Consider the following 12,094-nt stretch of genomic DNA (forward strand, 5'->3'; position numbering starts at 1 on the left):
AAGCGGTGGCTTCGGCCAACCGGGAAATTGAGAACCATCCTCATAGCTCGGTCGGCCAGGGGCGGAAGCTCCCTATGGCGACCGTGTGGGGGTGGCGGACTCTGCGCGCAACCTTGCGCGCCAGTTCCTTGCAATCTGGGGAGCAGTGCCGGCGCGGTCGCCCCGGTCCGAATTCGGTCGTGAACTCTCGCTCACAAGCCCAGCACTTCAGCTCGACTGTGTTCTTCATTCCATGTCTCTTCGATATGGCGAGCGGGGAATGGTCGGCTACTGGTGGTGGATATGCGAAACGGCCCGGCCTCCATGGCCTTCGGAGTCAAACCATGGAAACCGGGCCGCCGCTGCCGCGCCGCCCATGCCGCGTGTTCCCCCGATCCCGAAGGGATCGAAGTTTCTCTGTTTTGCATCTACCAAAGACCGGTTAAGGCGCGATACTCAACACAAAACCCGCCAGTGACCTAGATCACTCCACTTGGTAAACCGTATGCTAGTGCGGCTTCATCCCTCAGTTGGAGTAGCTTGAGGTGCGGCGCACCCGCCATTGCCCTGGTATGGAGCCATGGCGAACTATTCGAACGCTTCAGGATGGCTTGGATGGGACTGGGGGAATGTCCCGGCATGGGTAGGTGCCGTTCTGACGAGCGGATCACTGATTGTTGCTTCCTTCACCTTTTGGCGGAGTAGAAGAGATCAGAAGCGCGAACATGCCAGTAAGGTTGCTGCGTGGATCAGTGAAGAAAAGGGTGAGAACGGGGAAAATCTGTACTTCGTCAACGCGGCCAACGGAGGAGACGGAGGCGCCTACGAAATCAACGTCAAGGACGCTATGTCGGGAGGCCTTCTGTCCTATATCCCGGAACTTCCCGCGAAGGGGAGAACTAGGAAACGCATTGAAAAGTACCCCGAGAGCTGGAATCCAAATCTTAGGATCAGTGAAGTTGCGCTTACCCCTTCCCTGGAGGGGTCTGAACTTCGAATCAGGATCGCAGACGTGCCGGTCGGCCTTGAGCTTCGAGACGCACTCGGTAAGCGATGGAGGATTGATAAAGACCGCAACATTAAGCCCATGAAGGATGGATCCCGCACTAAGCCGCTTCCCAATCTTTAGAGGTGAGGTGAGGAAGCGGAGAGCTAGCGACAGCGGGCCAACTTGGTATTCCCACCGACTTAGGCGAACCCCCGCGCGTTCGCGCGGGGGGAAGGCGGCGGGTGCCGGGAAGGATCCCCTCAGAGTTTCAGACTCCCGCTCCTCAGATTTCCCGGCGACCAGGGTCGTTATGAATCCTCCGCAACCTGAGCACCGGGGTCTTCCCCGTCAGCCGGCCGGAACCCCCTTGACGGTGTCAGTACCTTGGATCGCATGGGTTGGTCGCTGAGCTATCTGAAGCCGCGTGAGCCACGGTTGTTGGACGCGCTATTCCTGTCGGCTGGTCGCGCGTTGCACTTGGCCAATGCTTTCGAGTCCAAGTGTCAGTACGTCTCGCGGATGGCCAACCTTGCCGAGGCTGCACAAGCCGACCCGGTGTTGGGTCTGCAAGAGATGATCAACGGCCTGCCCCCGGACAAGATGCTCGCGGGGGACGTTGCGAGATCTAGCGAGCACATCGCTCGGCTCGCGAACCTCCGACTTGGACGCCCTCGATGGGGCGAGGAAAGCCCGCAACTTCATTGCGCACGATGGAGCCTCGGTAGCCTCAATATCTGCCGTGAGTCAAGGCGACATCTTGGAGCATGCGGCGCGGCTGCGCGCTGCTGTAGCCGATCTAGCCTTGGGCGACAACGTCGTGTCGCAATGGTGCTTCCATCTCGATGAGCCGAACGACTCTCTTCCGAGGATGCTGATAGACGCTTACCCAACCATGGTCGATGGTTGGGTGTTTGGTCACTTCGGCGGTCTACTCGACGCCTAGGACGACTCGCCCTCAGCCGTCGTTGAAGCTGAGTAATTCTGTCTCGCAGGTAGAGGCACCCTCCGCCGGGTGCCTCTACGTTGCCATGAAGCCTGACCTCCAATCCTCGGCCAGGGCGAGAAGGGCACTCTAGTGAGCTTCTATAGAGCAGCGCCCCTAGAGGGGCGCTGCTTCTCTCTAAGGCCATAAATTCCCCTCCGCTCAAGGCCAGGGCATAGCTGCACAGCAGAGCGCAGCAGCTAACGGCCACCAAGGGGGTCTTACTAAGGCCATAAGTCGCCGAGGGTTGTTCAGGCAGCCTCGGTGAACCATTCCAGGTCACCGGTCCAGCCCAGGCACTCCGAGGAACGGTCACTCGCCAGGAGGCGGAACGTCGTCTTCGCTCCGCGCTTGTTCCCAACCGTCTCGACTTCGAGCCATCCGACAGCATCGGCAAGCGAACGCCACGGAACAGTCACCTCGGATTCGTCGCCGCAGAGGCGGGCTATCTGCCGGGCCACTGCCTGACCGCTACGCGGCACGCATTGAACCGCGTCGGCATACCACAGGGCGGCTTGCCCGGCCGGGGGAGCCGTCTCGGCCGCAAGGACAAACCCGCGCTTTCGCAGCTTCACTCTGCGCCCCTTGATAGCGTCCGCGTACTGTTCGGCAAAGGTCATCGGCCACGTTCCCTTTCGGGGTGAGCAGGCACGGAAATACCCCGGTTATCCGGGGCCGTTGTGCGGTCTTCTGTGCCTAGGTTTTAACCTGCCGGGGGTGGCGGAATCAAGGAAGAGTGTTTAAACGGCCAGGTGACCCAGCGTGAGCATGGAAAAGCCCCTGAAGCGTTTACACGCGACGGGGGCAAGGATTGGGAGCGTGGGCGGCCCTACCTAGTTCCGCTTATAAGCCATCTGCTTCGGCAGAATGTATTCCGCCTCCGGCTCGATCAACCAGTATCCCTCGGGAACTTGAAGCCCGGTATCCTTGGCGATCTCGGCAAGCTCAGGCATCTTGCAGACGACTCGTCGGCTCCCGTCTTCCGTAGCCCCCACCGTCACAGTTATGCCGTGCCGTTGCAGGAACACACGCTTCTGTTCGTCATCCTTGGTCGTCCACTCTTCGGAGTAGGTCCGCCCCGTCTCCTTCCAGGCCGGGGCATCTTCGGCAGTCTTGATTTCGTCCCTCAGACGTTCCACCTTGGCCGACTGGAATTCGTGCTGTCCCCAGTAGCGTTCAACCTGCACATCGGTCTTAAACCGTCCAGCCAGGTAATCGGCTTCTAGTCGGTCTAGCGTCGCCTCGGCTTCGGCTAGCTCGGTCTTGGCCTGACTGATGGAGTTTCCGACCCGCTCCATAACCGGGAGCGGGTCGAGAGTGACCTTCACGAAAGTCTCGACAGCCGCGTCTAGGTCATCACGTCGAATACGGCCAGGGTTAGGGCACGTTCCGGTGTTGACGTTATTGCAGGCATAGTAGTGATGCACGCGGCCGTTCGGCTTCGTCTTCTTGTTGGACGACATCCGAGCGCCGCACCCCTGGCAGGTGGCCACACCGCCCAGCATCGACCGCGAAGGGGTGGACCGCCTAACTTGGCGATCACTCTTGAGTGCGGCCACAAACTCCGACCACTCGGCGAAATCCATCAACGGATCATCAGTGATCCGAACGTTCTCGCCGTTCTCGTCTACGACGTTCTCGCCCTTGTACGTATAGATGCCGGCCACCGTCGGGTTCATAGCTATGGCGCGAATCGCGTTGGCAGTCCAGGCAACGTCCCTCGGATCTTCCCCCTTCACGATTCGAAGATGATCCCGCCAAGTGGGAACGCCACGCTTATTCAGATCAAGCGCGACCTTGTACGCCGACCAGTCGCCCTTCAACCGCTCGACAATCTCGCGGAACAGGTCCGCATACGTCGGTTCCTGAATCAGCTTCTTTCCGCCGCCTTCTTGCCGTTCGAAGCGGTACCCGTACGGTTCGACGCCACCGATCCAAACACCCTTGGCTTTACGAGCGGCCGAGCCAGAGAGCGCGCGGGCGCGAATGGTGTCCAACTCGCCTTCAGCGAAGGCGGCGATGATCTGAGCGAACATCTTGCCCATGGGGGTGGACATGTCGATGCCCTCGGTCACGGACACGATGGATTTCCCGTGCTTCTGGCACCACTCGAAGACCTCCGCGAAGTGCCCCGCCTTTCTGCTGAGACGGTCGAGCTTCCACACGGCCAACACGTCCCACTCGTCGGCCCGCTCGTTGAACCAGGGACCGAGGCCGGGTCTCTTGAAGGGATGCATGGCACCGGACACGTCGAGGTCTTCGGCCCAGCCAGCAATACGGCCGTCGACGGCAGGGCCAGTGGTCCAGTGCTCTACGGCCTGCCGCTGCTTCTCGGGGCTGGTGGTGTCGTCCTTCAGGATGGACAGGCGTACGGCCCCCAGGACCCTCGGGTTAGAGATCATGGCGCGGATCGTACTGGGGTGCACGCGAGATGAACAAGCCGGACAAATTTTTCCAGGACCAGACCCCCGCGCCGACCTTCACCACGATCCCGGTTCGGGGTCCCGGGCTGGCCTAGCGTCCCGGGACGTCGTACGACATCGCCGTACGACGTCGGGGAACTCATGGACGCCGTCCCATTTCGTCCCAGGAACGGGTGGGACGGCATCTTTGCGAGGTTCGCCGGAAACGCTCCGTGCTGACTGGATCACAGCCCGTGATCCGCAGGTCAGCTCGGAGGGACATCCCATGATTCGACGCACACTGCGCGGTGGTCTCCTGGCCGCGTTCGCGGTCGTCGCCGTCTTCCCGGTGGCGGCCGTCGCCGACGCGGGGCCGGCCGCGTCGGCCCACGCCTGGAACTCCACTCCCCCGCACCTCTCCGTGCCGTGGCAGCCGTCCGGCACACCGTCCACGCCGACGCGGCACACCCACGTGCCGACGAAGCACACCCATGTGAAGAGGCACGCCCGGCGTCACCACACGGTCACCCGTGTCCGTCACCAGCCTCACTTCCGGCATCTGCGCGGCCTGCGCCACGTCGTCGCGACCCGCGCCTGGGGCGACGTCTCCACGGGCGGACCGCGGCTGAACGTCCGGTCGGGGCCCGGCACCCGGTACCGCGTCGTCGGCTCACGGCCGGCCGGGGCCCGGGTCGCCGTCATCTGCGAGGTACGCGGTTCCGGCGTCCGGGGCGACCACCGCTGGTACCGGCTCCCCCACCGCAAGGGCTATGTCTCCGCCCACTATGTGCGCAGCCGCGGCGCCGTCCGCTGGTGCTGACGGCCCCTCCACCGCACCACCCATGAGCCGCGGTGCCTTCCGGCGGGCCTCGGGAACCCGCCGGAAGGCACCGCCCCGTCGAACGGCCGCTTCTCCCCCAGGTGGCGTAACCGCAGGTCAACTCCCCTTCATATTCCGGTGACCACGGTATGACCGGGCCCCGCCGCCGGGAACGCATCAGGGCGGTCACCCCGGCACGGCGAGGGAGCGAGATGGAGAGCCACGTGACGGTCAAGGGGCAGCCGCTGTCCGACGCGTCGCAGGACGAGGGGCGAGTTCTGACGGAGCGGCTGCGGGCGCTCAGGCGGCGGACGGGGCTCAGCCTGGCCGGGCTGGCCGCGGTCACCCCGTTCAGCAAGTCGACCTGGCACCGTTACCTGAACGGTGACCAGTTCCCGCCCCGGGCGGCGGTCGTGGCGCTCGGCCGGCTCGCGGAGGCCGAGCCGGGCCCGCTGCTCGCCCTGTGGGACGCGGCGGCCCGGGCACAGGCCGAGGGGCCGGTCACGGTGAGACAGCCCCCGGTCCCGGCCCCAGCCGTGCGGCCCCGCGGGCTCCGTCGGCCGAGCCGTGCCGTCGTCGCCCTCGCCGCCATGGCCGCGACCGTGGCGGTGACGGCCGGCGCGGCGGACGTACTGGACTCCGATCCGGCCGCGGCGCCCCGGACGGCCGCCTCCTGCCACGGCGGCGACTGCCAGGGGGAACTGCCCACCTCCGAGACCTGCGACCGGGACGCGCGTACGGAGAGCAGCGTCACCCGGGCCGCCGAGGCCGTGCTGCTGCGGTTCTCCCCGTCCTGCGGCACGGTCTGGTCGGAGCTGCGCACCCGCACGGGCGGCGCCCGGGAGATCTCGATCAGGTCGGGCCAGGACGAGCTGTCCGCCCAGTACCCGGGCGACCGCTCGGACGGCTACAACAGCCCGATGCTGGCCACGCCGGACCCGCACGGGGCACAGGCGTGCGCGGAGGTGGCCGGCACACCGGCGTGCACCGGGCGGTACGGGGCGCACGGCCGCTGAGGGCCGGGGCGGGCGTCGGTGACGGCTCGTCCGCCCCTTCCGGCAGCGCTACCGGAAGAGGCGCCCGTGCCCGGAGGCGGGTCAGCCGGCGCAGAGGGCCAGGTTGATCGTGTCGCCGGCCTTGACGACCGTCGGGGCGTGCGGGCTCGCGGCCAGGACCGAGCCCGGCTTGCAGCCCGTGACGGGTCGCTTGGAGACGGTGCCGACGATCAGTTTGCCCTTCGCCAGCGCCTCCCTGGCCAGGGTCAGGTCGTAGCCCGCGAGGTCGATCCTGACCTTGTCGCCCTTGATGTCGACGAGCACGGTGGTGGCCTCGCTCCTGGCGGGCGCGGTGCTCACGGCCGGCCGTGCCTCGTGATCCGTGCCGCCGGAGATGGCGGCGAGAGCCGTGCCCCCGCCCGCCACGATCAGCGCGGTGGCGACCGCGGCGATGCCCGCGGCCCGCCGGCGGCGGGTGCGGCGGACGATCCCCGGCGCGTCGAAGACGGGCGCGTCGGCGGAGTCTGCGTAGTTCCTCATGGCGTTCACCAGTTCCTCTTCGAAGGGTGTGCAGCCGGGGGCGGCGTCGTACGAGGTCATCGGCGTCCTCCCTGGGGCTGCCGTGGTGAAGGGCCGGAGAGTGCGGGGAACTGGCCCCTGAGCTTCTCGATCCCCCGGGCGAGCTGGGAGCGCACCGTGGACGGGGAGATGTCCAGGTCGGCCGCGATCTCGTCGTCCGAGAGGTCGTGGAAGTACCTGAGCACCACGACCGTCCGCATCCGCATGGGCAGTTGCTGCAGTGCGCGCACCAACTGGTCCCGGCTGTCGACCTGTTGGTACTGGTCGCCGGGCGCGGTCCGGTCGGGACCGTCCCCCACCGGGACGGCCCGGCGGAAGCGGCGCCAGCGGTCGTTGGCCAGGTTGACCATGATCCGCCGCACATACGCGTCCGGGGCGTCCTTGGCGGAGATGTGCCGCCATCTGCGGCAGGCCCGCTCCAGGGTCTCCTGGACCAGGTCCTCGGCCGCGTGCCGGTTCCCTGTCAGGACCAGGGCGCCCCGGAACAACGCGGCCGACCGGGCGGCGACGAAGCCGTGGAAGTCGGTCTCCACACGCTCCTCCCTTCCTGTCACCCGTCCTCGACGCGGAAGGCCCCCCGTCTGCTGCACAGGTGCGATGAGAGCTGGGTCACAGTCCACGAATGGCCCAGGGTCCGGAACATCCCCGCCCTCCCGATCGCTGTACAGGACATGAGCGACTACCGCATCGAGCACGACTCCATGGGCGAGGTAAGGGTTCCCGCGGACGCCAGGTGGCGGGCGCAGACGCAGCGGGCCGTCGAGAACTTCCCCATCTCCGGGCAGCGTCTGGAGCGCGCCCACATCGAGGCGCTCGCGCGGATCAAGGGCGCGGCGGCGAAGGTGAACGCGCGCCTCGGGGTCCTCGACAAGGACATCGCGGAGGCGGTGCAGGAGGCGGCCGAGGAGGTCGCGCGCGGGGACTGGGACGAGCACTTCCCGATCGACGTCTTCCAGACCGGCTCCGGTACCTCGTCGAACATGAACACCAACGAGGTGATCGCCACCCTGGCGACGGAGCGGCTGGGCAGGGACGTCCACCCGAACGACCATGTGAACGCGTCCCAGTCGTCCAACGACGTCTTCCCCTCCTCCATCCACATCGCGGCCACCGGGGCCGTCACCCGGGACCTGATCCCCGCCCTGGAGCACCTCGCGGCCTCGCTCACCCGCAAGTCCGAGGAGTTCGCGGACGTGGTGAAGTCGGGGCGGACGCATCTGATGGACGCCACACCCGTGACCCTGGGGCAGGAGTTCGGCGGTTACGCGGCCCAGATCCGCTACGGCGTCGAGCGGTTGTACGCCTCGCTCCCCCGTCTCGCCGAACTGCCCCTGGGCGGTACGGCGGTGGGCACCGGCATCAACACGCCCCCCGGCTTCTCCGCGGCCGTGATCGAGGAGGTGGCCCGGGTGACCGGGCTGCCGCTGACCGAGGCCCGTGACCACTTCGAGGCGCAGGGCGCGCGGGACGGCATCGTCGAGACCAGCGGGCAGCTGCGGACGATCGCCGTGGGACTGACGAAGATCGCCAACGATCTGCGGTGGATGTCCTCCGGGCCGCGCACCGGTCTCGCGGAGATCAACCTGCCCGATCTGCAGCCGGGTTCGTCGATCATGCCCGGCAAGGTCAACCCGGTGATCCCGGAGGCGGTGCTGATGGTCGCCGCCCAGGTCACGGGCAATGACGCGACGGTCGCCGCCGCGGGCGCGGCCGGCAACTTCGAGCTGAACGTCATGCTGCCGGTGATCGCGAAGAACGTGCTGGAGTCGATCCGGCTGCTGGCCAATGTCTCCCGGCTGCTCGCCGACCGGACCGTCGACGGGATCACGGCCGACCGGGAGCGGGCGCGGGAGTACGCCGAGTCCTCACCGTCCGTGGTCACCCCGCTGAACAAGTACATCGGCTACGAGGAGGCCGCCAAGGTCGCCAAGAAGGCGCTGGCCGAGCGGAGGACGATCCGGCAGGTCGTGCTGGACGGCGGCTATGTGGAGCGCGGCGACCTCACGCTCGGGCAGCTCGACGAGGCACTGGATGTCCTGCGGATGACGCGGCCGTAACCATTCGTCGACCAGGTCCCGCGCGGGCGAGAACCGTGACGCGCGCCGCAGCGTCGTATGCCCATGGCACCTAATATCTGTGCATGGCAGAGGGCGGAGCGGTGAGAGCGGACGCGGCGGCGGGTACGGCGGCGGACTACTGGGCGCCCGGCACCCAGATCCTGTGGCGGTACCGGGAGAACGCCGGCGAGCGCTTCCATATCGCCCGCCCCGTCACGGTCGTCCGCGACGACGCCGATGTGCTCGCCGTGTGGCTCGCGCCCGGCACCGAGTGCGTCAAGCCGGTCCTCGCCGACGGTACCCCCGTGCACGTCGAGCCGCTGGAGTCGCGTTACACCAAGCCGCGGACCGTCCAGCGCGACCGCTGGTTCGGCACAGGGGTGCTGAAGCTGGCCCGGCCCGGTGAGCCCTGGTCGGTGTGGCTGTTCTGGGAGCCGGGCTGGCAGTTCAAGAACTGGTACGTGAACCTGGAGACCCCGCTGGCCCGTTGGGGTGGCGGGGTGGACTCCGAGGACCACTTCCTCGACATCTCGGTGCATCCGGACCGCAGTTGGCACTGGCGCGACGAGGACGAGTTCGCACAGGCCCGGGCGGACGGGTTGATGGACGAGCAACTCGCCGCACAGGTGCGCGAAGCGGGACGTTCCGCCGTGGAGGTGATCCGTTCCTGGGGTCATCCGTTCAGCGACGGCTGGCAGCACTGGCGCCCGGATCCCTCGTGGGCTGTACCTTCTTTGCCGGAGGACTGGGACCGTACGCCCGCGCATCTGTCCTCATGAGACCCTTGATGCGCCCCCGGTCCACAACCGTAGGATCGTCCTCCGCAAGGGCGCAGGGCGGCAACTCCCGGGGCATGCGCTGGGCTTGACCGAACGTCACCGAGGGGCGGCAGGACGTGAGCGAGGGGTACGAGGGCAACACCGGAGCGAGCCGTGGACGGTTCGTTTCCGGCACAGGAACAGCCTCTGACCACGCGGGAATCCCGTTCCGGGGACACGTATTCCGGGTATCGGGATTCCTGCGGGACCAACTGCGCGTAGGACGCGCAGCCCCGGACGGACGGATTCGACACGCGTGACGGAGCACCCCATCTCCTTCGAGCGCCCGGGCGCCGACCCCGCGGACCCCCGCGGGGCACTCCTGCACACCCCGACGCAGGTGCCCGGCGCTCCCGCGGCCGCCTTACCCGCACAGGCGCGCACCGGAGAGACACCTTCGACGCCGGGGACCGCCGCACCGTGCGGCAAGGGAAAGGAGCCGGCCTCGCCTCCCGACACCACGGGCACGGGCCCGGAGCACTCCCAGCCCGCCGCCGTAGAAGCAGTGGAACCCGACATGCCCCGCCCGCGGCCCGTGCCCGAGGCCGTGACGGAGCGGCCGGGAGCCGAGCAGGACGGGCCGCAGGGCGGCGGCGAGGGTCAGGAACGCCGCATGGGCCAGGGGCTCTCGCCCGGGCAGCCCACACCCATGCGACGCGACGGTGACCGGCTGCGGTTCGTGGGTGCCGCGACCCGGCGCATCGCGCGCGGCATCGACCTCGACGAGATCGTCATGGGGCTGTGCCGGGCGACCGTGCCGACCTTCTCGGACGCGATCCTGGTCTATCTGCGCGACCCGCTGCCGGTCGGCGACGAGCGGCCCACGGGCCCGCTGCTGCTGCGTCTGCGGCGCACCGACCGCATTCCGGCCGAGCGGGACACCGAGGGCACCGGCTTCTCGCCCGCGCTCCAGCCGGAGCCGGCCGAGCTGTCCGAGCTGGACTCGCTCGGCGCCGAGCTGTGCGAGGTACGGCCCGGCAGCGCGCTCGCCGAGGTGCTGCGCGGGGTCCGGCCGGTCTTCACCGACGCGCCGGCCGCCCATGCCGCCCTGCCGGAACTTCTGGGCGAGGGCGGGGAGCTGCTGGTACCGGCCGGTCAGCGGGCGATCCTCGCCCCACTGCGGGGCCGACGTCGGGTCATCGGCGCCGCGCTGTTCCTGCGGCGGCCCGAGCGTCTGGCGTTCGAGCCCGACGATCTCCTGGTCGCCGCCCAGCTCGCCACGCACAGCGCGCTCGGCATCGACAAGGCGGTGCTGTACGGCCGGGAGGCGTACATCGCCGACGAGCTGCAGCGCACCATGCTGCCGGAGCATCTGCCGAGGCCCACGGGCGTCCGGCTGGCCTCGCGCTATCTGCCGGCCGCGGAGACCGCGCGGGTGGGCGGCGACTGGTACGACGCGATTCCGCTGCCGGGCAGCCGGGTCGCGCTGGTCGTGGGCGATGTCATGGGGCACTCGATGACCTCGGCCGCGATCATGGGCCAGCTGCGGACGACGGCGCAGACCCTCGCCGGTCTCGATCTGCCGCCGCAGGAGGTCCTTCACCACCTGGACGAGCAGGCCCAGCGGCTCGGCACGGACCGCATGGCGACCTGCCTGTACGCGGTCTACGACCCGGTCTCGCACCGCATCACCATCGCCAACGCGGGGCATCCGCCGCCGGTGCTGCTGCACCTGGGCGGGCGCGCGGAGGTGCTCCGGGTGCCGCCCGGGGCGCCGATCGGCGTCGGTGGCGTCGACTTCGAGGCCGTGGAGCTGGACGCGCCCGCCGGGGCCACGCTGCTGCTGTACACCGACGGGCTGGTCGAGTCCCGGCTGCGGGACGTGTGGACCGGCATAGAGCAGCTGCGGGAGAAGCTCGCCGCCACCGCGCAGCTGACGGGGCCAGACCATCCGCCGCCGCTGGAGGCGCTGTGCGACGAGGTGCTCGACATGCTCGGTCCCGGTGACCGGGACGACGACATCGCGTTGCTGGCCGCCCGGTTCGACGGGATCGCGCCGAGTGATGTGGCGTACTGGTTCCTGGAGCCGGAGGACGCGGCGCCCGGGCGGGCGCGGCGGCTGGCCCGTCGGGCTCTGGCCCGGTGGGGGCTGGAGGAGCTGAGCGACTCCGTCGAGCTGCTGGTGAGCGAGGTGGTCACCAACGCGGTCCGCTACGCGTCCCGGCCGGTGACGCTGCGGTTGCTGCGGACCGATGTGCTGCGGTGCGAGGTCGGCGACGACGTGCCGCAGTTGCCGCGGCTCCGGCAGGCTCGGGCGACGGACGAGGGCGGCCGCGGCCTGTATCTCGTCAACCGCCTGGCCCGGCGGTGGGGGGCGACCCGGTTGAGCACCGGGAAGGTGGTCTGGTTCGAGCTGAGCAAGACGGCCGCACCGAACTGACGGTACGAAGAAGGGGCGCGCGGTGTCTCGCCTGGGGGACCTACGGCGACGACTACTATCCGCTTGTCTTCGGCAACCGCCGCGATCTGGCCGC

The 12,094-nt window shown here is 68.2% G+C and carries 10 protein-coding genes; 6 read left to right on the plus strand and 4 right to left on the minus strand.

Features of this window, described 5'->3' with window-relative positions:
- Window positions 1–559 precede the first annotated feature (559 nt).
- Window positions 560–1,108, plus strand: coding sequence for a hypothetical protein (locus ABZT17_RS31050; protein ID WP_356353632.1), 549 nt, complete (start codon window positions 560–562; stop codon window positions 1,106–1,108).
- 1,092 nt (window positions 1,109–2,200) lie between these two features.
- On the opposite strand, the gene ABZT17_RS31055 is transcribed toward ABZT17_RS31050, so the two are convergent.
- Both ABZT17_RS31055 and ABZT17_RS31060 read right to left on the minus strand, forming a co-directional pair.
- Window positions 2,201–2,569 carry a hypothetical protein gene (locus ABZT17_RS31055; protein WP_356353633.1) on the minus strand — a complete coding sequence of 123 codons (369 nt, stop codon included), beginning with the start codon at window positions 2,567–2,569 and terminating at the stop codon, window positions 2,201–2,203.
- 213 nt (window positions 2,570–2,782) lie between these two features.
- On the minus strand, window positions 2,783–4,351 hold the full coding sequence (locus tag ABZT17_RS31060; protein WP_356353635.1) for a recombinase family protein: 1,569 nt from the start codon (window positions 4,349–4,351) through the stop codon (window positions 2,783–2,785).
- 286 nt (window positions 4,352–4,637) lie between these two features.
- Here ABZT17_RS31060 and ABZT17_RS31065 point away from each other — a divergent pair, with 286 nt between their 5' ends.
- Both ABZT17_RS31065 and ABZT17_RS31070 read left to right on the plus strand, forming a co-directional pair.
- The gene (locus ABZT17_RS31065; RefSeq protein WP_356353637.1) at window positions 4,638–5,171 is read left to right on the plus strand and encodes an SH3 domain-containing protein; all 534 of its coding nucleotides are present in this window, start codon (window positions 4,638–4,640) and stop codon (window positions 5,169–5,171) included.
- Between the two features lie 212 nt (window positions 5,172–5,383).
- A complete protein-coding gene (locus tag ABZT17_RS31070; protein WP_356353638.1) occupies window positions 5,384–6,187 on the plus strand; it encodes a DUF2690 domain-containing protein in 804 nt (267 codons plus the stop codon).
- A gap of 81 nt (window positions 6,188–6,268) precedes the next feature.
- On the opposite strand, the gene ABZT17_RS31075 is transcribed toward ABZT17_RS31070, so the two are convergent.
- Complete coding sequence (locus ABZT17_RS31075) at window positions 6,269–6,766, minus strand: PASTA domain-containing protein (RefSeq protein WP_356353640.1); 498 nt, start codon at window positions 6,764–6,766, stop codon at window positions 6,269–6,271.
- Window positions 6,763–7,278: a SigE family RNA polymerase sigma factor gene (locus tag ABZT17_RS31080; RefSeq protein WP_356353641.1), complete on the minus strand. Its 516-nt coding sequence runs from the start codon at window positions 7,276–7,278 to the stop codon at window positions 6,763–6,765. The genes ABZT17_RS31075 and ABZT17_RS31080 overlap by 4 nt, the downstream gene beginning before the upstream one ends.
- A 138-nt stretch (window positions 7,279–7,416) precedes the next feature.
- Between ABZT17_RS31080 and ABZT17_RS31085 the strand changes: the two genes are divergently transcribed.
- The 3 genes from ABZT17_RS31085 to ABZT17_RS31095 all read left to right on the plus strand — a co-directional run bounded on the left by ABZT17_RS31085 (window position 7,417) and on the right by ABZT17_RS31095 (window position 12,000).
- A complete protein-coding gene (locus ABZT17_RS31085) occupies window positions 7,417–8,802 on the plus strand; it encodes a class II fumarate hydratase (RefSeq protein WP_356353643.1) in 1,386 nt (461 codons plus the stop codon).
- An 83-nt stretch (window positions 8,803–8,885) separates the two neighbouring features.
- The gene (locus ABZT17_RS31090; RefSeq protein ID WP_356353645.1) at window positions 8,886–9,581 is read left to right on the plus strand and encodes a DUF402 domain-containing protein; all 696 of its coding nucleotides are present in this window, start codon (window positions 8,886–8,888) and stop codon (window positions 9,579–9,581) included.
- Between the two features lie 295 nt (window positions 9,582–9,876).
- Window positions 9,877–12,000, plus strand: coding sequence for a SpoIIE family protein phosphatase (locus ABZT17_RS31095; protein ID WP_356353647.1), 2,124 nt, complete (start codon window positions 9,877–9,879; stop codon window positions 11,998–12,000).
- The last annotated feature ends 94 nt before the right edge of the window (window positions 12,001–12,094 follow it).

It is taken from the genome of Streptomyces sp. NPDC005648 (assembly GCF_040605395.1).
Taxonomy (GTDB): domain Bacteria; phylum Actinomycetota; class Actinomycetes; order Streptomycetales; family Streptomycetaceae; genus Streptomyces.